A 21538-nucleotide genomic window follows, 5' to 3' on the forward strand; every position below is an offset into this window, starting at 1 on the left:
TTACCTTAAATTAGTCATATTGCTCCTTAAATAAAGCAGGTTTACACAATACCCGTCTAAACGGGAGTCTGCTTTATGTATCGCTACAACGCGTTGTTAGACCAGCCAAATAGAGCAGGCATCAACGTTTAATAATAAAAACGATAAATAAAAACTCCACAAATATATTTGTGGAGTTATGGGCTTGCCATTGCCTGAAGTTAGCGAAATTTATCCATTACATGCGGTTGTGATGGTTCGAAAAATAAACTGGAGATCGATATGTTACGTCATAAAAATTTACAATTAGCCGCTGCTTTAGCGGCGGTTCTTTCGACAAACGTGATGGCGCAGGAGCAAGTACTGAACGTTTATAACTGGTCGGATTATATAGAGCCGGATGCGATTGCCGCTTTTGAGAAAGAAACGGGCATCAAGGTTAATTACGATGTTTATGATTCAAACGAAGTTTTGGAAGCAAAGCTCATGTCTGGTGGCTCTGGCTATGATCTAGTCGTGCCTACTGGGGCTTTTTTAGAACGACAAGTCCAAGCGGGTATTTACAGCGAAATTGATAAGACAAAGCTCAGTAACTACAAAAACTTAGATCAAGAGTTTATTGAAAAGGTGGCCCAGCACGACGCGGGCAATGTGCACAACGTCCCCTATGCATGGGGGACAATTGGTCTGGGGTATAACAAAGCACAGGTGAAAGAGCGCTTAGGCGATCAACCTATTAATAGCCTAGATCTTATTTTTAATCCTGATATATCAGCTAAGCTAGCAGATTGCGGTATTGCCGTGTTGGACTCGCCTGCCGAAGTGGTGTCAATTGTTCTGAACTATTTAGGTCTTGATCCGAACTCTGAAAGCAAGGCGGATTTGAAAAAAGCCTCTGAACTAATGGCGTCTGTACGTTCAAATATTCGTTATTTCCACTCCAGCAAATATATATCCGACTTGGCCAACGGCGATGTATGCGTGGCCTTAGGTTATAACGGTGATATTTTGCAATCTGAGAGTCGAGCCGATGAGGCAGGGCAGGGAGTAGAAGTTGGATATGAGATTCCAAAAGAGGGCACCATGGTGTGGTTTGATTTGATGGCTATTCCTAAGGATGCACCTCATATAGAGGCAGCGTATCAGTTTATTGATTATGTTCTGCGTCCGGAGGTAGCTGCTGGGATTTCTAACTTTGTTTACTATGCTGTTGCCAATAAAGCGGCAGAACCTTTGCTGAATGAGGACATTATTTCAAATCCTGGGATTTACCCAGATGAAGCCACTAAAGCAAAACTATTCACACAAAAAGCCCACACCGCTAAATTTGATCGGCAGTTAACTCGTGCATGGACAGGTATTAAAACAGGCCGCTAAGCAGTCTTGAATTGATGCGTGCGGGGCTAAGCCTCGCTTATAAACCTGTTATGGAGTTTATGTTATGAGTACTTTAGTTGCTAATCACAATGAGAGCGCTGGTTCTGCCCCCGGAGGGAGCCTCCCTCTTCATGAGGTACCTATTTGGCAGCAGCCGGATGCCGAACCTTTTGTACGTATAGAGCAAATTACTAAACAATTTGATGGCTTTACGGCTGTAGATCAAGTGTCTCTCGATATCTACAAGAATGAGCTGTTTTGCTTGTTGGGTGGGTCAGGGTCAGGGAAAAGCACGTTGCTGCGTATGCTGGCGGGATTTGAACAGCCGACTCATGGACGTGTTGTCATTGACGGTGTTGATATGACAGATGTGCCTCCGTGGGCTCGGCCTGTGAATATGATGTTTCAGTCGTATGCTTTATTCCCTCATTTATCGGTCGAAAGCAACATTGCATTTGGTCTCAAGCGGGAAGGGGCCAGTTATAATGATATCAAACGTCGTGTGGCCGCTATGCTTGATCTTGTGCAGTTGGGGCATTTAGGTAAACGTAAGCCCCATCAATTGTCGGGAGGACAACGTCAGCGTGTTGCCCTAGCTCGATCTTTAATTAAGCGACCAAAGTTGCTGTTGCTCGATGAACCGCTGGGTGCTTTAGACAAGAAGTTACGTGAAGAAACACAGTTTGAGCTAGTCCGCATACAAGAGGAGCTAGGTGTTACCTTTGTTGTAGTAACACATGATCAAGAAGAGGCTATGACACTGGCTTCGCGCATTGGCGTGATGAACCAGGGAAAAATAGTGCAAACTGCGGAACCACATGAAGTATACGAGTACCCCAATAGCCGTTTTGTTGCTGAATTTGTCGGCTCGGTAAATCTGTTTGAAGGGCGTATTTGTGATGATCAGGTTGATAGCGTTAGTCTCTACAATAAAGCATTAGACATGACCTTCTTTGTAAATCACGGGATTAGTTGTGCGCCTAATCAGAAAATGACCTTGGCTTTACGGCCGGAAAAAATATTGCTTAGCCGAGAGGCTGTTACTGAAAAAATTAATACGGTGTCAGGCACTATTGAAGATATTGCGTATATGGGAAGTTTGAGTATTTTCCGGGTGCGCTTACCCAATGGTCAAGAAGTGCGCGTGACTCAGCCAAACTCCTCACGCGAAATGGGCGGGCGCTGGCGCACAGGCGAGCCTGTTAGTCTGCGCTGGGGTGAAAACAGTGCAGTGGTGCTAACATCATGAAGCTGAGTGAGCGCTATATCGTCTTTAGTCGTCTTGTTGAATGGGTTGCTTGTCGTTTGCACGCTTCTAAAATAGTTCGTTTACCCAACATGCAGTTGGGACGATTCTTTGTTTTAGGTGTGCCAACATTCTGGTTGGGCTTGTTCTTTTTTATTCCCTTTCTAGTTGTCTTTAAAATATCCTTGTCTGAGTCGGCCATCGCTATTCCTCCGTATACGTCAATACTGACATGGGATTGGGAAGAGGCTTTCTTTGATATACATATAAATTTGGGCAACTATCTATATATATTTGAAGATCAATTTTATATTGATGCCTACTTAAGCTCGGCTAAAATTGCTGCTATATCAACATTGTTGACTTTGATTATTGGCTTTCCGATGGCCTACGTTATCGCTCGAAGTACTGGTGCAAAGCGGGTGCTCTTGCTAGCGTTGGTTATCTTGCCTTTTTGGACCTCTTTTTTATTACGCGTCTATGCGTGGATGGGGTTATTAAAGCAGAATGGTTTGATCAACGAAGTGCTGTTGAGTCTAGGGATAGTCGACCAGCCGTTAATGATGCTTGAAACTGATTTTGCAGTGTATATTGGTATTGTTTACACCTACCTACCTTTTATGGTTTTGCCGCTGTATACCGCCTTGGAAAAAATGGACTTAACTTTGCTTGAGGCCTCGCAAGATTTAGGCGCAAAACCCTACCAAGGCTTTTTTCTTGTCACCGTTCCTCAAGCGCTACCTGGGGTAATAGCTGGTTGTTTATTGGTATTTATTCCTGCAGTGGGCGAGTTTGTCATTCCTGCACTTCTGGGAAGCTCGGAGACACTCATGATTGGGCGTGTGTTATGGGATGAGTTCTTTTTGAATCGAGATTGGCCGATGGCATCGGCGGTCGCCATTGTTATGTTGGTGTTATTGGTGCTTCCCATAATGCTGTTTCGAAACGGCCAGCGAGCGGAGGGGTAATGATGCAGGCATCGCGATATCTATCAGGTACTTGGGTTGTCAAATGTAGTGCCTTCTTGGGGTATGCTTTTTTGTATATCCCAATCATTTCTCTAATCATCTATAGCTTCAATAAGTCTAAACTCGTCACTGTGTGGGGCGGCTGGTCATTAGACTGGTATGTGGCCTTATTTAACAACGAGCAAATTATGGCGGCAGCTTTGATTAGCCTTAAAGTGGCATTCATTAGTGCCACATTATCGGTGATCTTGGGCACCATGATAGCTTTTGCTATTAGTCGCTTTGGGCGCTTTAAAGGCCGCATGATTGTGTCTGGCTGGATTACTGCGCCGCTGGTAATGCCGGAAGTAATCACTGGATTATCATTGCTATTACTATTTGTTGCACTGGAAAGTTTGTTTGGTTGGCCCGCAGGCCGCGGCGTTGGAACCATTATTATCGCTCATACTACTTTTTGTATGGCTTATGTAGCTGTGGTTGTACAGTCTCGGTTGGCATCATTAGATACTACCTTAGAAGAGGCGGCTATGGATTTAGGGGCTAAACCGCCGGTGCTATTTTTTCTGGTGACCTTGCCACTTATTTTTCCTGCGATTTTATCGGGTTGGTTGTTATCGTTTACTTTGTCGCTGGATGACTTGGTAATAGCGAGCTTTGTTTCGGGGCCGGGTAGCAGTACCTTGCCAATGGTTATCTTTTCTAAAGTACGCTTGGGGGTTACACCTGAGGTAAACGCGTTAGCGACCTTGATGATTTTGATTGTGGCGGTTGGAGTCGGGGTTGCCATGTGGCAAATGCGCCGACAATCACGTACGCGCTAGTCGTTAAATAATATGAAGAAAGGGCAGTGTGCCCGGGCTGCTTTGTCGTGATAGATAGAGCCGCTTTTTTGTGGAGTGGGTATGAAAATAGGAATTTTAGCAGCAGGTATTAGTCCTCAAGAGCTGCGCGAACGGCACGGCACCTATGCCGATATGTCAGCAGCTCTGTTTACTCAGCATGGATATGATTATCAATTTGAAGTGTTTGATGTGCGCGAGGAGCATTTTCCTGCGTCTATTGAAGGTTTCGACGGGTGGTTGATTACGGGATCTAAGGCGAATGTCTATGAGAACTTGCCTTGGATGCAGCGGCTTAAAGCTCTAATTATAAAGATTAATGATGCGCACATTCCTTTATTGGGCATTTGTTTCGGTCATCAAATTATCGCTGAGGCCTTCGGTGGAAAGGTTGAGGCGTATCAAGGTGGTTGGGGGTTAGGTGTGAATCAGTACAGCATTCTTCCTGTTTCCGGCTTGTCGGATACGCCAGATACACCTAGCACGCTAACGCTTCATGCTGTTCATCAAGATCAAGTGGTTGAAAAGCCTGCACTTGCCAACGTTTTTGCACGCTCCCCGTTTTGCCCGTATGCGGGGTTGCTCTATGGTAAAAACGTACTAACGGTGCAGGCGCATCCTGAGTTTTCAACGGCCTTTGAACGTGACTTGTTGGAGTTGAAAGGGGGGGCGGGTATTCCTGCTGAGGCTGCACAGCAGGGCTTGGCTAGCTTGGATTCAGTGCCCACAAATTCTGAATTAGTGGTTCGATGGATGGTTAATGTATTAAATCGTCAAGTGTAACAGGATGTGTTGGTATGTTGGCTGCTGCGCTTAGATGATCGCTTTGGTCTTTTTAAAAGCACCCTTACGGGTGCTTTTTGCGTTACGGATAAGACTAAATACCAAGTTTATCGCGCAGAGTGTAATACCAAGCTCCCATCGCAGTATAAGGGATGCGCATGGTGCGTCCTCCGGGGAATGGGTATTGCGGAAGGCCGGCAAATACATCAAAGCGTTCGGCTTGACCGCTAATAGCCTCGCCGATGATTTTTCCCGCTAAGTGGGTGCTGGTCACGCCGTGGCCACTGTAGCCTTGAGCATAGAAAATATTGCCATTGACACGACCAAACTGCGGTAAGCGCATTAATGTTAGTAAGAAGTTACCTGTCCACGCGTAATCGACCTTTGTTCCTTTTAATTGAGGGAAAGTCTTTAGCATGTTTGGCACGATGAGCGACTCAATTTTATCGGGTTCGCGCGCGCCGTAAGTTACACCGCCACCGTAGATTAACCGGCCGTCACCTGTGAGACGGTAATAATCGAGCAAATAATTGCAGTCTTCTACGCAGTTATCATGTGGCAGAAGCTCTTTTTGCTGAGATTCGCTTAACGGTTCTGTGCAGATAACTTGTGTACCACAAGGCATTGATTTTTGTTCTTGTTCAGGAAGCAATCCCGTTAGATAGGCGTTGCCGGCTACCATGACAAAATTGCAACGTACAGAGCCGTTAGCGGTATGTACGGTTGGCTGTGACCCTTCCTCGATGCGAGTAACCGCTGAGTTTTCAAAAATCATACCCCCTAATGATTCAACAGCATTAGCTTCGCCCAATACTAGGTTGAGCGGGTGTAAGTGTCCGCTAGAGTGATCCAGTAAAGCGCCTGTGTAGCGCTGTGATCCAATGTAATCAGGCACTTGATGCTTATCCAGCAAGGAAAGTTCAGTATGCCCGTAGGATTCCCATAGCGCTTTTTTGCTTTGTAGTTCATCAAACTGCTTGTTGTTACACGCGGCAAAAATTCCACCAGGTTTTAAGTCGCACTGGATGTCGTAATCACTCACGATACGGCGAATGACCTGTGCGCCTTCAAAGGCCATGGCTCCCATTTTGTGACCTACCTCTTTACCGTACATGCGCTCTATAAAGTCCATGTCTCGACTATAGCTGTGTACGATTTGTCCGCCGTTGCGGCCTGAGGCGCCAAAACCAACCCGGCTGGCTTCTAATACAATCACTTTAAAGCCGCGCTCTGCTAAATGCAGGGCGGTGGATAAGCCTGTAAAACCAGCGCCAACTACGCAAATATCAGCCGTATGATCTCCTTGTAGGGAGTGGCGTATCCGGGTGTCGTTTATAGAAGCTGCATAATAGGAATGCGGATATACCGATGTAGACATTATCATCTCAACTTAAAGGTCAGACATAAATAGGCCGGTTTGGATGAGTAGTAGGCATGCGAAGGCATACGCATCCTCTGTGGATCCACTGCCGGGGTAGGTGTCTACAATACGGTGAGAAAGCTACTTTTGCCTATACCCCTGAAGAGATATTTATTGGCTATGTCGCCAAAAAATCGGCATTAATAGGGAGCAGGGTTTTCAGTTACCCCAAACTGTTGTTTAACTGTACTTAAAAACAGATCACGCGCGCGGTTGGCTTGTGCTGTTTTTTTGCTGATAACGGCTGCACCGAGCGAAAAGTGCTTACGGTCGGGCGCGATAGCCTTTAAGTCTCCTTTATCAACATAGGGCTGTGCGACGTTTTGGGGCAAAAAGCCAATATAGCGTCCAGAAAGAAGCATCGCGATGCGTGATTCATAGTGGTAAGAAATACCTGCTAAATGCATTTCGGATAGCTGATGATAGACTTCCTCGTGTGGTTTTAAGCCCGCATGAACCAAGGGGGCTTGGTTGATCAGTTCGTCGGTTAACTGTATGTCTGGCAGGCTGCATAATGGGTTTTCTAAGCCTTTCACTGTGCTGGCATATAGATAACAATCGTCTCTAAAAAGGTGGATGTAATTTAAGCCTTCAAGTTTTCTATGATAGGGGATAAAAGCGATATCAAGTTCGTCATTGAGCACTTGGCACTCCATACTTGCCATTTGTTCGACGCTCATGCATAGCTCTACATCTTCAGCGACTTGGCTAAACGCATTTATGATGAGTGGAAGTTGGCAGCGAGGGTCAATACTGAATGTGTCACTTAGACCTACTTTGAGGTTGCCCGAAGGCTGGTGGCTTAAGTTATTGACCGTATTACGAAATCCTTCCAGCATGTCGAGTAGTTTCTCGGTTTGCTCGAAGACAATAGCGCCCTCTTCTGTGAGAGCAAAGCCTCCTCGGCCACGTTTACAGAGCGTCAAGTGAAGCCGTGATTCAAGGTTGGCAATATGAATGCTAATCGTAGGGCGGCTGATATTAAGTCGAGTCTCTGCGGCCGCAAATCCCCCACATTCTACAACTGTTTTAAAGATTTTTAGTTGCTTGATTTCATAGTCGCCGAGCTGACCTATAGAGAATGTTTTATTAGTCATACCGACCCCTGTTACATGTTAACAATCGATTATTCGAAAGCGCTACGCTAAGAGAAATATACATCAGCAAGTAGTAAGGAATGAAAAAAAATTGAATCATAGACTAAAGGATATTGTGGTGCAGAACCTTACAATCAAGCAAATTCGATACCAAAAAAAACTAAAGCCTTAGTTATAGTGGGTTTTTAAACGAATCTAATCCTTACGTAAAGTTTCATAAACCTTTAGGTAGAATTGATCTAATTTAATAGGCCGGTCAATTTTGGAAGGATCAAATCACCGCTCAGGAAAAAACATTTTAAAAATAGACATGAAAGGTAAAAACATGCTGAAGACCATCACTAAATTAAAGAGTAAATTATCTACGACAGCGATCGCTGTAACCCTAGGTGTTACTACGTTGGCAGCTGATGTTTCAGCGGCAGAACACAACTGGCGTTTTGGTAACCTTTACGGTCGCGGTACTGCTTTCGGTGAAATCTATGAAGATTTAGCTAAAAACATCGAAACAATGTCTGATGGGCGTATTGCTGTGCAGGTTCTTTACTCAGGTGAAGGCGTAGGTACATCAGGTCTGCTTGGTGCAACTAAATCAGGTTTGATCACGATGGGCGCTCCTTTCCAATCAATGCACGCTGGTGAGTTACCGGCCGGTATCGTCGAAATCGGTTTGCCCGGCGGTACTGATGATCCAGATGAGCTTTACTCGCTGTTCCATGAAAAAGGTTGGGATAAGGTGCTTGAAAAAGCCTATGGATCTCAAGGCTTAGTATGGTTAGAACCGTACATCCAACCACCCGTTTACGTATTGACTAAAGAGCCGATTAACTCAGTCGCTGATTTTGAAGGTCTTAAAATCCGTGCTCCTGGTGCATACGGTAAGTTCCTACGTAACTTAGGTGCGTCTCCAGTGTCGCTAGCATGGAGTGAAATCTATACTTCTTTGGCTACCGGCGTTATTGATGGCTCTATCGGTAGTAACATGATTGACCACCGTGATGGTAACCATGTAGAGGTTGCTAAATACATGTACAAACTGCCATTGGCTGGTGCACAAGTATTACCGATTGTCGTTAACCGTTCTGCGTGGAAAAAACTACCTGAAGACCTTCAAAAGGTTGTGCGCGAAGCTACAGTAATCCATGCGAAAGAGCAGTTAGAAAAGTCTCGTCAATGGGAATCTGAAGCGGTCGCTGAAATGGAAGCAAAAGGTTTGCAGTGGAGCCCAGAGCCAAGCGAAGCTGATAAAGCTGCCTGGGCTGAAGCTGGCGCAGGTCTGTGGGATGAGTACTCTGCACAAGACAAATACAGCAAGCAGCTGATCGACATCTTAAAGCAGCAATAATCGGTTCCTAACCGACCAGCAGGCCGGGCACTCACTGAATGTCCGGCCTGATTTCGTTATACAGGTAAGCTTATGTTCACTCAGGTTTTGCAACGGTTGTGCCGCAGCATCGATTTTGTGGTGATGCTAGCCGGTTATTTTGCTAGTTTCCTCATGCCATTCTTGGCGGCGATTGTAGCGTATGAGGTCTTTTCCCGTTATTTCTTAAATCACCCCACGATCTGGGCGTTTGATTTATCGCTGTTTCTTTTTGGTTACATAGCGGCTTTAGGTGGTGCTTACGCGCAGCAAAAAAAAGCACACATCAATGTTGATATTTTATATTTAAAAGTGTCTCCCCATACGCGTCGTGTTTTTAATTTGTTTTCTTATTCGTTAGCGATTTTTTTCCTCGTCTTAGTTGTGAAGCTAGGTTTCGAAAAATATGAAGAAGCCATTGAGTTTGATTATCGGACTCAGAGCGAATGGGCACCCCCTATGTTCCATTTTTGGATCATGATGTGTGTGGCTTCTGTTTTGTTTATAGCCCAGTTTAGCCGTGACATGGTGGCAGAAATCTACCACTTGGTTACAGGTAACCCACTAATCGCTCCGGAGAATGACGATAATGATGAGTATTGAATTATTAACCGGCATTTTGCTGCTATGCATATTGGTGGCGTTTGCTTTGGGCGCACCTGTTGGCCTGGCATTAGCGGGTATTGCCATGGGTATAGGTTACATGACGTGGGGAGATGGCATTTTTAATGTTATCCCAACGACCGTTGAGGCCACTTTTTTTAGCTTTATTCTTCTCGCGATTCCTCTCTACATATACATGGGGCAACTACTGACCAAGTCTGGCATTGGCGATGCTATGTTTAATGCCAGTCAGATGGTGCTTGGTAAAGTTCGTGGCTCTCTTGCAATCAGTGTTATCTGTGTATGCTCCATGATTGGGGCCATGGTAGGTATTATCGGTGCCGGTATTATGACTTCCGGCAGTATTGCTTTACGTCCCATGTTGGAGCGTGGCTACAATAAACGCTTAGCGCTTGGCGTCATTATGGCCGGCGGGGGCTTGGGTATACTCATCCCGCCGAGCATCCCTATGATTATGTTTGCAGCCTCTACGCAAAACTCGGTTGGACGTATGTTTTTGGCGGCAATGGTACCCGCGCTAATTACGGTAGTGTTGCTCATTGCCTATGTTGTTGTGAGCTGCCGTTTAAATCCAGATCGTGCTCCTATTACGCAAGCCGACTTTGATAACCAGCAGCTTTCTCCTATGGCTAAAATGCGAGTAGCCCGCGATGGCTTCTTATCAATTTTGCTAATTGTTGTTGTGCTGGGGAGTATTATTTCTGGTATTGCCACCCCAACCGAATCAGGGGCTATTGGTGTGGTTGGAGCAATCTTGCTAGCGATTGTTTTTAAGCGCTTCAAACTGGATATGTTCCGCGCTGCAGGGCTTCAGACGGGAGTGCTAGTTAGCGTTGCCATGTGGATTATTTTAGGTGCTTCGGTATTTAGTAACTTCCACCTTCTGATGGGCGTTCAGGCGATGGTGGCTGATTTTACGGATACGTTAGATCTGCCACCGATCATGATTATTATCATGTTCCAAGTCATTATGCTGTTGTTGGGCTTTATCATTGACGAGTTTATTATCGTCTTGATGTGTGCACCTTTATTTACGCCGATTGCGGTGTCGTTAGGTTACGACCCTATCTGGTTTGGTGTACTGATGATCATCAATATTTTGATTGCCGTACAGACTCCTCCTTATGGTTTCGCATTGTTCTACCTTAAGGGTATTGCTCCTCCTGAAGTGGGTATGGGCGAGATCTACAAGTCAGTAACGCCGTTTATCCTATTGAACCTTACTGTTTTGATTATCTGCATGGTGTTTCCGGAGCTAGTGCTTTGGTTGCCTAATCTTGTGATGAATTAAGGAAGGCGTCGTATGTATAGAACGATATTAATAACCGTTGATATGGCGCATCCTGAACAGATGCCAGAGCTGATCAGAGCGGCTATTCGTGTAGCGGATGAGACATCCCCAGTTGTCTTTCATTTGTTGTATGTAGACGAGACTTTTGTGCATCACGGGCTATATACACACTATGACAAAACTGAGCAAAAGCTGGCACGTAAAGACATTAAACGTAAGTTGAAAGACCAAGCCATCCAGCTTTTACCGAATGAGGCAGAGATTAAGTGCCACATTCGCGAAGGTACGGTGCATGAGCAAATTTTAGAGGAGTCTCGTCAGTTAAAGTCGGACGTGATTTTGATGATGGCCCGCCGCCCTGGTCTGGCGAGCTATTTCGTTGGCTCCAATGCTGAGCGGGTTGTTCGCCATGCTAAGTGTACTGTGATGGTTTTGCGAGGGTCATACTAGTGATTAGTTTGATGTGTCTCAACGTAAGCGAAAAAGCACTGTTACTGAACAGCTAAGTGTTTCCTTATATAAATGTCAAAACGGTGATCTAGACCGTACAAGACATGCGGAGAAATAACGTGAAATTAAATTTACAAGATGCCGGTTTGCTAAAAACGCAAGCATACATTAACGGTGAATGGGTTGATGGTGCAGATAAGCAGACATTTTCAGTAAATGATCCCGCTACAGGCGATTTAATTGCTAATGTTGCCAGTCTAGGTGCTCAAGAGACTCGCGCGGCTATTGAAGCGGCTGACGCGGCTATGAAGTCGTGGAAAGCTCAATCGCCAAATACGCGCTCTGAGATTTTGGAGCGCTGGCATCAACTGATCTTGGCACATCAAGAAGACCTCGCCATTATCATGACGGCAGAGCAAGGCAAGCCGTTGTTTGAATCTCGCGGCGAAGTCCTTTACGGCGCAGCTTATATAAAGTGGTTTGCAGAAGAAGGTAAGCGTGTATACGGTGATGTTATTCCAACACCACAAACAGATCGCCGTGGCATTGTGATCAAACAGCCTGTGGGTGTTGTAGCGGCCATTACGCCTTGGAACTTCCCTAACGCGATGATCACACGTAAAGCAGCTCCAGCACTCGCTGTTGGGTGCGCTATTGTGCTCAAACCTGCTGCAGAAACCCCTTTGTCAGCATTGGCTTTAGCCGAGTTAGCAAACCGCGCTGGAGTGCCAGCAGGGCTGTTTAACGTAGTAACGACAAGTAGCTCACGCGAAGTCGGTGGCGAGCTGACGAGCAACCCTATCGTTAAGAAATTGACGTTCACTGGTTCTACGCCAGTCGGCAAAGTATTGGTTAAACAATGCGCAGATACGATGAAACGCACCTCAATGGAGTTAGGCGGCAACGCTCCTGTCATCATTTTTGATGATGCAGACATTGATTTGGCTATCAAAGGAGCGCTGATTTCTAAATACCGTAACTCCGGGCAAACATGTATCTGTACGAACCGGATTTTAGTACAAGCCGGAATTTATGATGCGTTTGTCGAAAAGTTTGCTAAAGCGGTTAGCGAATTTTCAGTGGGTAATGGCTTTGATGAAGCCAGTACTCATGGGCCCTTGATTAACGAAAAAGCGGTGGATGACGTACACGCTAAGGTCGAGAGTGCAATCGCTGCCGGTGCGAAAGCTGTTATCGGTGGAGCTCGTGACCCACAAGGTGCCTGTTTCTACCCCGCCACTATTCTGACAAATGTAACACCGGATATGGCCGTGTTCCGTGAAGAGATTTTTGGTCCAGTAGCGCCTGTCTTCTCGTTTGAAACCGAAGAAGAAGCTATTGCCATGGCTAACGACACAGAGTTTGGTTTAGCGGCGTATGTATACACTGAAAATATGAGCCGTATTTGGCGCGTATCTGAAGGTATTGAGTACGGCATGGTAGGCGTTAATGAAACGGCGATTAGCTCAGAAGTAATTCCGTTTGGTGGTGTTAAAGAGTCAGGCCAAGGCCGAGAAGGCTCTAAATATGGTCTGGATGATTATCTAGAAACTAAATATATCTGCATGGGTGGCTTGCAGCGTTAATACGCTCAGCGTAAGGAGCATTTTATGAGTCATATTATTTACCCAACGACTAACCTTAAAGCGACTGAAACCATGACAATGGAGCGCGGAGAGGGAGTGTATCTCTATGACAACCATGGTAAGCGCTACATTGAAGGTTTAGCGGGTTTATGGTGCACCTCATTGGGGTATGGCAATCAAGAGCTAATCCAAGCGGCTTCCGACCAAATGGCTAAATTGTCGTTTTCACATATGTTTGGTGGAAAAACGCACGAATCAGCTATGCAGTTATCGGACAAGCTTTCAGCGATGCTGCCTATGGATAACGCGCAAATTTTCTTTGGTAACTCCGGTAGTGATGCTAACGACACGCATATTAAAATGCTGCGTTACTATTTTGATGCGATTGGTAAGCCTGAAAAACGTAAAATTATTGCGCGTGAGCGCTCGTATCACGGTATCACCGTTGCTGCTGCTTGTTTAACAGGCCTTGATGTTAACCACAAACATTTTGACTTGCCTATTGATGCGCTAGGAATTTTGCGTACAGATGCACCGCATTACTTGCACGGTGCGTTAGCTGGTGAGTCTGAGACGCAGTTTGTTGATCGTATTACCAATAACCTAGAGCAATTAATTTTGCGTGAAGGTCCAGAAACTATCGCAGCATTTATTGCTGAACCGATTACTGGTGCTTCTGGTGTTATCGTTCCACCAGAAGGTTATTACGAGAAAGTACAGGCTATCTTAAACAAGTACGATATTTTCTTCTGGGCTGATGAAGTGATTACAGGCTTCGGCCGTACGGGTAATGACTTTGGTTCAACGACTATGGATATTAAGCCCGATATGATGTCCTTAGCTAAGCAATTATCTTCTGCTTATATGCCAATCAGTGCCGCTGCTATTCGTGGTGATATGTATGAAGCCATGATCGATCAAAGTGCCAAAGCGGGCGTGTTTGGCCATGGCTTTACCTATTCAGGCCATCCTGTTGCGGCAGCTGTTGCATTAAAAACTCTTGAAATCTATGAACGCGAACGTCTGTTTGAACAAGCGGCGGTCAAAGGTGAGTATCTACAGAAGCGTTTACAGGCTTATGCCGATCATCCTTTAGTGGGTGAGGTGCGTGGTAAGGGCTTAATTGCGGCTGTTGAGTTGATGGCTGATAAAGCCGCGAAAAAGCCTTTCGCTGATGGACGTGTCGGTAGCTATATGTTGCAAGCTTGTCAGAACCACGGGCTTATTATTCGTGTGGTTGCTGGATCGGCGGTAGCTTTCTGTCCGCCGTTGATTATAACCCAAGCGCAAATTGATGAAATGTTAGAGGCGTTTGATAAAGCGCTGGCTGACACAATGGCTTGGGTTACTGCTGAAGGTTTAATGGCCGCTTAGTTCAGTTTAATGCATGTGTAAATAGTGCTACTCACCGTAGCTCTAGACCTCTTGTAGGTCATCCTTTTATGGGCGCCTCGGCGCCTTTTTTTTATGCTTTCTTTTCGTGAGCTTGTTATGATTTCTCGTATCTGCATGGAATTATAGTGATCATAGATATGGGCAACTCTACATCTACAACCGAACTGGCAACAGCCGTGGGGGAGCGATTGGCGCTAGCCGGGCATGTATTAGCTACGGCGGAGTCATGCACAGGGGGTGGGATAGCGCAGGCTGTCACAGCAATTGCTGGGAGCTCTGCCTGGTTTGACTGTGGCTTTGTGACGTATTCAAATGAAGCCAAAACAGCCATGCTGGGTGTTAAAGAAAGCACGCTAATAGAGCATGGAGCGGTAAGCGAGGCTGTTGTACGTGAGATGGCCGAAGGTGCGCTGCATTCTAGCCAAGCAACATTAGCGGTGTCTGTTAGCGGTATTGCTGGACCGGGTGGGGGAAGTAAAGAAAAGCCTGTCGGTACGGTTTGGCTGGCATGGAGTAGTAAAAATAAAAGCACGGTGGCCGCGTGTTTTTCCTTTAATGGGGATCGCGAATCAGTGCGGAATCAAGCAGTTAACGAGGCTCTTAACGGGGTAATAAAATACTCTGTGTGATAGGGGTTGCATTTCGAGATTGAAGTGACAATAATACTGTCCATTCATACAGTATTTGTTGTTAAGCAACGTAAAGGGTCGAAAATGGACGATAACAGAAAAAAAGCGCTAGATGCTGCTTTATCTCAAATTGAACGTCAGTTTGGTAAAGGCGCTGTCATGCGCATGGGTGATCAGCCGCGTGAAGCAATTCCTTCTGTATCTACCGGCTCATTGGGCTTAGATATCGCATTGGGTATAGGCGGATTGCCATTTGGTCGTATCGTTGAAATCTATGGCCCTGAGTCGTCTGGTAAAACAACACTGACCCTACAAGCGATTGCTGAAGCGCAACGCATGGGGAAAACCTGTGCATTCGTCGATGCAGAGCATGCCCTCGACCCGAACTACGCAGAGAAGTTGGGTGTCAATGTTGATGATCTGTTGGTTTCTCAGCCGGATACTGGCGAGCAAGCCCTAGAAATCACCGATATGCTAGTTCGTTCAAATGCGATTGATGTGATCGTTGTCGACTCTGTTGCGGCGCTGACTCCAAAAGCAGAAATCGAAGGGGATATGGGCGACTCCCATGTTGGTTTGCAGGCTCGTTTGATGTCTCAAGCGTTGCGTAAATTGACAGGTAACGTTAAAAGTTCAAATACGTTACTTATCTTTATTAACCAGATTCGTATGAAAATTGGTGTGATGTTTGGTTCGCCCGAAACGACAACTGGCGGTAACGCACTGAAGTTCTATGCCTCTGTTCGTTTAGATATCCGTCGCATTGGCGCCGTGAAGCAGGGTGATGAAGTGGTCGGTAATGAAACACGAGTTAAAGTCGTTAAGAACAAAGTTTCTCCGCCGTTCAAACAGGCTGAATTTCAAATTTTATATGGTCAAGGCATTTACCGCATGGGTGAAATTATTGACCTAGGTGTCCAAAATGGCTTAGTTGATAAAGCGGGCGCTTGGTACGCTTACAATGGTGATAAAATTGGTCAGGGCAAAGCGAATGCGGCTAAGTATTTAGAAGAGCATCCTGAATCTGCCAAGGCTATTGAAACGGCACTGCGTGATAAGCTGCTAAATGTTCAGGTAGCAGAGAAGAAGACAGCTGAAGAATCTGCAGAGCAGTTGGATCTGTAATGATTCTGGACGTTGGGTATCTTTGAATACTTATCGATATTGATAGTATTCTGAGGAATTACATTTAAAGGTCAGCTTTTGCTGGCCTTTATTGTTTGTGGCAAATAGAACGACTCTTCATGACATTTAATAAAAAAGTAGATAAAAAGCCTTATCAGCCTAAACCTCTAGAGAATGAATCGGATGTGCGTAATGCATTGCTGAATTTGTTGTCCCGTCGAGACTACAGTGTTAAAGAGTTGACTGAGAAGCTCTCGCCGCGCTGTGATGGAGCGCTGTTATACAAGGTGCTAGATGCTTTTATTGAGGCTGGTTATCAAAGTGATGAACGCTTTGCTGGGGCCTTGGTAAGAAATAGAGCAAGTCAAGGCTACGGAAAGATGCGAGTATTGCAAGATGCTCGACGTAAAGGAATATCAGATATGTTGATTCAAGCTGCAATTCAGGAAGAGGCTATCGATTGGTTTGAGTTAGCAGTTACGGCATATCAAAAAAAATTTAAAGAGCCGCTCGATCGGCAGGATAGAAAAAGTGCCGATAAACGAATGCGCTTTTTAGTTCAGCGGGGCTTTTCATTTGATGAGGCCAAGTACGCCATCCACGAAGCTAATGAAAATAACTCTGCTTTATAAGTAGTTTGCTCTGATGTTTTTCTAATGCCCTTCCTTACTGTGCAGATATGAAATTAGCAAGCTGTATCGGTTAACTTGCAAAAAAATTCGAACAATTATTAACCGCGATATATACTTTACGCCATTTTGCGTTTCATACGCGCATGGGCTTTTCTTTTTTTGATATCAGCTCACTGTAAAACCAGCCAGCGGAACGATCCATCTATATGAAATACATGACAAGTGCCGAGATTCGCCAGGCTTTCCTGGATTATTTCAATCAGCAAGGGCATGAGGTAGTTCCTTCAAGCTCTCTTATTCCTGCCAATGACCCGACGTTGTTATTTACTAATGCGGGTATGGTTCAGTTTAAAGACGTTTTTTTGGGGGACGATAAGCGCCCTTATAACCGCGCAACCAGCTCACAACGTTGTGTGCGAGCAGGCGGTAAGCATAACGATTTAGAAAACGTCGGTTACACTGCACGCCATCATACTTTCTTTGAAATGCTAGGTAACTTTAGCTTTGGTGACTACTTCAAGCCAGAAGCAATACGCTTTGCATGGACATTCCTAACAGAAACGCTGGGGATTCCTAAAGAGAAACTGTGGGTCACTGTTCATCATAGTGACGATGAAGCAGAAAAAATCTGGAAAGAAGAGGTAGGAGTTGATCCTGAACGTTTCTCAAAGTTAGGGGATGACAATTTCTGGTCTATGGGTGATACCGGCCCTTGTGGTCCTTGCACTGAAATTTTTTATGATCACGGCGAGTCAGTATGGGGCGGCCCACCGGGAAGTCCGGAAGAAGACGGCGATCGCTATATCGAAATTTGGAACGTTGTATTTATGCAATACAACCGTGCCGCTGATGGTGAAATGACGCCACTACCACGTCAGTCCGTTGACACCGGTATGGGACTTGAGCGTATAGCAGCCGTTATGCAAAACGTGCATAGCAACTACGAGATTGATTTATTCCAGCGCTTACTTGAAGCCACGGCTAAAGCTGTGGGTACTCAGGATATGGATAGTAAATCATTGCGTGTTATTGCTGACCATATCCGTTCAACAGCGTTCTTAATTGTTGATGGTGTAACACCGTCTAATGAAGGGCGTGGATATGTGTTGCGCCGCATTATGCGACGCGCTATCCGGCACGGTAATAAGCTCGGTGCTCAAGGGGCTTTCTTTCATACACTGACCGCGGCACTCGTTAATGAAATGGGTGAAGCCTACCCAGAACTTACCGAGCAACAGGCTCTGGTTGAGCGTGTAATAGCTAAAGAAGAAGAGCAGTTTGCTAAGACGCTTGATAACGGCATGCGTTTATTAACGGATGCTATCGCATCGATGGAAGGGACGGTTCTATCTGGCGAAACTGTTTTCCGCTTGTACGATACCTATGGCTTCCCTGTAGATTTAACGGCTGACGTGGCACGTGAACAAGATCTAACACTCGATATGGAAGGCTTTGATGCGGCAATGGAGCAACAGCGCCAGCGAGCTCGTGCATCAGGCGCGTTTAATGTCGACTATAACGAAAAGTTAGATATTGAAGGCGAAACAGGTTTTACCGGGTATGAAGACTTGGAAGGCTCATCTAGCGTGGTCGCTTTGTTTAAAGGTGGAGAGTCTGTCTCTGAACTAACGGCCGGTGAGTCTGGGGTTGTTGTGTTGGATAATACACCGTTTTACGCCGAATCCGGTGGTCAGGCGGGTGATCATGGAACCTTGTCATGGGACAGTGGACAATTTACCGTCACTGATTGCACAAAAGAGCAAAAGAACCATTTACACATAGGTCAATTAACAGAGGGCGTGTTACGCGTTGGTGCAACGGTATCAACGACTGTTGATATGGCTAATCGTAAAGCGACAGCGTTAAATCACTCAGCAACGCACTTGTTGCACGCTGCTTTACGTGACGTATTGGGCGATCATGTACAGCAAAAAGGCTCGCTCGTTAACGCTGAGCGATTGCGTTTTGACTTTGCACACTTCGAAGCTGTATCAGCCCAAGAGCTGGCAGCGGTTGAGCAGATGGTAAATCAATATATTCGCCAAAACTCTCCGGTGACGACCGAACTGATGGCGATTGATGAGGCCAAAGGTAAAGGCGCAATGGCGTTGTTCGGCGAGAAATATGACGATGAAGTGCGCGTTCTCACGATGGGTGACGGATTCTCTGTTGAGTTGTGCGGAGGTACGCATGCACAACGTACAGGCGATATTGGTTTGCTGAAAATAGTATCAGAAAGCGGTATTGCCTCTGGAGTTCGCCGTATTGAAGCGGTAACCGGTGAAGGTGCGCTGGCTTATTTAAATCAAGGTGAGCAGGCCTTATCTGATATTGCCGGGGTTTTGAAAGGCTCACGTGATTCCGTCGTTGATAAAGTGAAAGGTTTGTCTGAGCGTAATCGCCAGTTAGAAAAAGAACTCGATCAGCTTAAAGCGAAGCTAACAGCGGCGAAAAGCGGCGATATGGCAGCTAATGCTGAAACGATTAATGGTATCAAAGTTTTGGTTGCAAAACTTGAAGGTGTTGAAGCAAAGGCACTACGAGACACTATTGATCAGTTGAAAAACAAGCTAGGTTCCGCCGTTGTTGTTTTAGCTGCTGAAGAAAATGGCAAAATTAGTGTGGCAGCTGGCGTAACTAAAGATCTCATTTCGCGTATTAAAGCAGGGGATCTCGTAAAAGAACTTACCGCTAAATTGGGCGGTAAAGGTGGTGGACGTCCTGATTTCGCTCAGGGTGGAGGTACTGATGTGGCCGCATTGCCAGAAGCTCTGGCATCTGTGAAAGCGACGGTAGCAAACGTATAAGCGCGGAGCGGCTGTGCAGGCCGCTGGAGACAAGTATTACAATGGCACTCTACGTACAAAAATACGGTGGAACCTCAGTAGGCACGGTTGAGCGTATTGAGGCAGTTGCAGACAAACTGCAACGTTTTAAAGAAGAAGGGCACGACTTGGTGGTTGCTGTGTCTGCAATGAGCGGTGAAACTAACCGTTTAATTGGTTTGGCTAATGCAATCCAAGATGATCCGTCCCCGCGAGAAATGGACGTATTAGTATCGACTGGTGAGCAGGTGACTATTGCGCTGTTGTGCATGGCATTACAGAAACGTGGTATTCAAGCGCGATCCTATACAGGTAGCCAGGTGCGCATTTTAACAGATAGCGCTCATATGAAAGCGCGTATTCAAGACATTGATGTCGAGCGTATGCGCGGTGATCTAGAGGCTGGTCGTGTTGTGGTAGTGGCAGGTTTCCAAGGTGTCGATGCTGAAGGAAATATCACTACTTTGGGCAGGGGAGGCTCCGATACTACTGGTGTAGCGCTGGCTGCTGCACTGAAAGCGGATGAGTGTCAGATCTATACGGACGTTGATGGCGTATATACAACAGACCCAAGAGTTGTTGAAGATGCCCAGCGTTTAGAAAAAATTACTTTTGAAGAAATGCTGGAAATGGCGAGTTTAGGTTCAAAAGTATTGCAAATTCGATCAGTTGAATTTGCCGGCAAATACAAGGTTCCATTGCGTGTCCTATCGAGCTTTAAAGACGGCCCAGGCACGTTGATTACGACAGAGGAAGAAGAAACAGTGGAAAAGCCAGTTATTTCAGGTATTGCTTTTAACCGTGATGAAGCCAAGCTGACTGTTCAGGGCGTGCCTGATATTCCTGGCGTTGCTTCTCGCATCCTAGGGCCAATTAGTGACGCTAATATTGAAGTTGATATGATCGTGCAAAACATCGCGGCTGATCAAACAACAGATTTTACCTTTACAGTTCACAGAAACGACTATACTAAAGCTGAGACCATTCTTCGCGGTATCGCTAAAGACTTAGGTGCACGTGAAGTGGTGGGTAACAATAAGATCGCTAAAGTATCGATTGTTGGTGTAGGAATGCGCTCTCATGCCGGTGTTGCAAGCAAAATGTTTGACGCCTTAGCGCTTGAGAACATAAATATTCAGATGATTTCAACATCCGAAATTAAGGTTTCTGTTGTGATTGCCGAAAAATATTTGGAGTTAGCTGTCCGTTCATTACATTCAGCGTTTGATTTGGGCAAGGTAGACACTGTCAGTGAATGACGACGCTTAATAATTGGTCTATGATAGCGGCCAATTTAAAGCGCTGAGAGGGGCTTACAGGCCGCTCTCAGCTGATAGTGTTTTATGTATTCAGGAAGAACAGGAGATCCAACTATGTTGATTTTGACGCGTCGTGTGGGCGAGACGCTAATGGTAGGTGACGATGTCACGGTAACCGTACTCGGTGTTAAGGGTAATCAAGTGCGTATTGGTGTTAATGCACCAAAAGACGTTTCTGTACATCGTGAAGAGATTTATGAGCGTATTCAGCGTGAGAAAGGAGACTCTGACGAACAAAACTGAAATTTTTGAAAGTTTTCCTTTTCTTTTGAAAATCAGTTTTGTATAGTACGCGCCGTTGATTGGTGAGATGGCCGAGTGGCTGAAGGCGCGCCCCTGCTAAGGGCGTATAGGGGAAACTCTATCGAGGGTTCGAATCCCTCTCTCACCGCCATTTGCGCCCGTAGCTCAGCTGGATAGAGTACCTGGCTACGAACCAGGCGGTCGCACGTTCGAATCGTGCCGGGCGCACCATCAACGCATTGTTTTAAGAGTAAGCGCCCGTAGCTCAGCTGGATAGAGTACCTGGCTACGAACCAGGCGGTCGCACGTTCGAATCGTGCCGGGCGCACCACTCTTAAAATAATCAT

General features: G+C 45.8%; 19 protein-coding genes and 3 tRNA genes. 20 read left to right on the forward strand and 2 right to left on the reverse strand.

The window, feature by feature from the left end; translation table 11 throughout:
- The first annotated feature begins 261 nt into the window (after positions 1–261).
- The 5 genes from BS617_RS01835 to BS617_RS01855 all read left to right on the forward strand — a co-directional run bounded on the left by BS617_RS01835 (position 262) and on the right by BS617_RS01855 (position 5192).
- Positions 262–1356 carry a polyamine ABC transporter substrate-binding protein gene (locus BS617_RS01835; protein WP_075171216.1) on the forward strand — a complete coding sequence of 365 codons (1095 nt, stop codon included), beginning with the start codon at positions 262–264 and terminating at the stop codon, positions 1354–1356.
- Between the two features lie 64 nt (positions 1357–1420).
- Positions 1421–2605: an ABC transporter ATP-binding protein gene (locus BS617_RS01840; RefSeq protein WP_083609896.1), complete on the forward strand. Its 1185-nt coding sequence runs from the start codon at positions 1421–1423 to the stop codon at positions 2603–2605.
- Between the two features lie 89 nt (positions 2606–2694).
- Positions 2695–3570, forward strand: coding sequence for an ABC transporter permease subunit (locus BS617_RS01845; RefSeq protein ID WP_075173394.1), 876 nt, complete (start codon positions 2695–2697; stop codon positions 3568–3570).
- Positions 3570–4391, forward strand: coding sequence for an ABC transporter permease subunit (locus BS617_RS01850; RefSeq protein ID WP_075171217.1), 822 nt, complete (start codon positions 3570–3572; stop codon positions 4389–4391). The genes BS617_RS01845 and BS617_RS01850 overlap by 1 nt, the downstream gene beginning before the upstream one ends.
- An 81-nt stretch (positions 4392–4472) precedes the next feature.
- The gene (locus tag BS617_RS01855; RefSeq protein ID WP_075171218.1) at positions 4473–5192 is read left to right on the forward strand and encodes a glutamine amidotransferase-related protein; all 720 of its coding nucleotides are present in this window, start codon (positions 4473–4475) and stop codon (positions 5190–5192) included.
- Positions 5193–5286: 94 nt separating this feature from the next.
- Here BS617_RS01855 and BS617_RS01860 read toward each other — a convergent pair whose 3' ends face one another.
- Entirely contained in the window at positions 5287–6570 is a 1284-nt protein-coding gene (locus tag BS617_RS01860; RefSeq protein ID WP_075171219.1) for an NAD(P)/FAD-dependent oxidoreductase, read from the reverse strand.
- Between the two features lie 182 nt (positions 6571–6752).
- Positions 6753–7709, reverse strand: coding sequence for a LysR family transcriptional regulator (locus BS617_RS01865; protein ID WP_075171220.1), 957 nt, complete (start codon positions 7707–7709; stop codon positions 6753–6755).
- A 325-nt stretch (positions 7710–8034) separates the two neighbouring features.
- Here BS617_RS01865 and BS617_RS01870 point away from each other — a divergent pair, with 325 nt between their 5' ends.
- The 15 genes from BS617_RS01870 to BS617_RS01940 all read left to right on the forward strand — a co-directional run bounded on the left by BS617_RS01870 (position 8035) and on the right by BS617_RS01940 (position 21522).
- On the forward strand, positions 8035–9054 hold the full coding sequence (locus tag BS617_RS01870; protein WP_075173395.1) for a TRAP transporter substrate-binding protein: 1020 nt from the start codon (positions 8035–8037) through the stop codon (positions 9052–9054).
- Positions 9055–9126: 72 nt separating this feature from the next.
- Positions 9127–9675: a TRAP transporter small permease subunit gene (locus tag BS617_RS01875; protein WP_075171221.1), complete on the forward strand. Its 549-nt coding sequence runs from the start codon at positions 9127–9129 to the stop codon at positions 9673–9675.
- Positions 9665–10987: a TRAP transporter large permease gene (locus BS617_RS01880; RefSeq protein ID WP_075173396.1), complete on the forward strand. Its 1323-nt coding sequence runs from the start codon at positions 9665–9667 to the stop codon at positions 10985–10987. The genes BS617_RS01875 and BS617_RS01880 overlap by 11 nt, the downstream gene beginning before the upstream one ends.
- Positions 10988–10999: 12 nt before the next feature.
- Entirely contained in the window at positions 11000–11437 is a 438-nt protein-coding gene (locus tag BS617_RS01885; RefSeq protein WP_075171222.1) for a universal stress protein, read from the forward strand.
- A gap of 119 nt (positions 11438–11556) precedes the next feature.
- Positions 11557–13023: an NAD-dependent succinate-semialdehyde dehydrogenase gene (locus BS617_RS01890; RefSeq protein ID WP_075171223.1), complete on the forward strand. Its 1467-nt coding sequence runs from the start codon at positions 11557–11559 to the stop codon at positions 13021–13023.
- A 24-nt stretch (positions 13024–13047) separates the two neighbouring features.
- On the forward strand, positions 13048–14397 hold the full coding sequence (locus tag BS617_RS01895; RefSeq protein ID WP_075171224.1) for an aminotransferase: 1350 nt from the start codon (positions 13048–13050) through the stop codon (positions 14395–14397).
- Positions 14398–14543: 146 nt separating this feature from the next.
- Entirely contained in the window at positions 14544–15047 is a 504-nt protein-coding gene (locus BS617_RS01900) for a CinA family protein (protein ID WP_249263558.1), read from the forward strand.
- A gap of 84 nt (positions 15048–15131) precedes the next feature.
- Complete coding sequence (recA, locus tag BS617_RS01905; protein ID WP_075171225.1) at positions 15132–16172, forward strand: recombinase RecA; 1041 nt, start codon at positions 15132–15134, stop codon at positions 16170–16172.
- A 119-nt stretch (positions 16173–16291) separates the two neighbouring features.
- Positions 16292–16804 (forward strand): regulatory protein RecX, encoded by a 513-nt coding sequence (locus BS617_RS01910; RefSeq protein WP_075171226.1) that lies wholly within the window; start codon positions 16292–16294, stop codon positions 16802–16804.
- A 215-nt stretch (positions 16805–17019) separates the two neighbouring features.
- Positions 17020–19611: an alanine--tRNA ligase gene (alaS, locus tag BS617_RS01915; RefSeq protein ID WP_075173398.1), complete on the forward strand. Its 2592-nt coding sequence runs from the start codon at positions 17020–17022 to the stop codon at positions 19609–19611.
- Positions 19612–19652: 41 nt separating this feature from the next.
- A complete protein-coding gene (locus BS617_RS01920; RefSeq protein ID WP_075171227.1) occupies positions 19653–20888 on the forward strand; it encodes an aspartate kinase in 1236 nt (411 codons plus the stop codon).
- A 114-nt stretch (positions 20889–21002) separates the two neighbouring features.
- Complete coding sequence (csrA, locus tag BS617_RS01925; RefSeq protein ID WP_075171228.1) at positions 21003–21191, forward strand: carbon storage regulator CsrA; 189 nt, start codon at positions 21003–21005, stop codon at positions 21189–21191.
- 61 nt (positions 21192–21252) lie between these two features.
- Positions 21253–21342, forward strand: a tRNA-Ser gene (locus BS617_RS01930).
- 3 nt (positions 21343–21345) lie between these two features.
- Positions 21346–21422 (forward strand) — tRNA-Arg (locus BS617_RS01935).
- Positions 21423–21445: 23 nt separating this feature from the next.
- Positions 21446–21522, forward strand: a tRNA-Arg gene (locus tag BS617_RS01940).
- The last annotated feature ends 16 nt before the right edge of the window (positions 21523–21538 follow it).

Origin of the sequence: Neptunomonas phycophila (assembly GCF_001922575.1) — a bacterium.
In the GTDB taxonomy this organism is placed as follows: Bacteria; Pseudomonadota; Gammaproteobacteria; order Pseudomonadales; family Balneatricaceae; genus Neptunomonas; species Neptunomonas phycophila.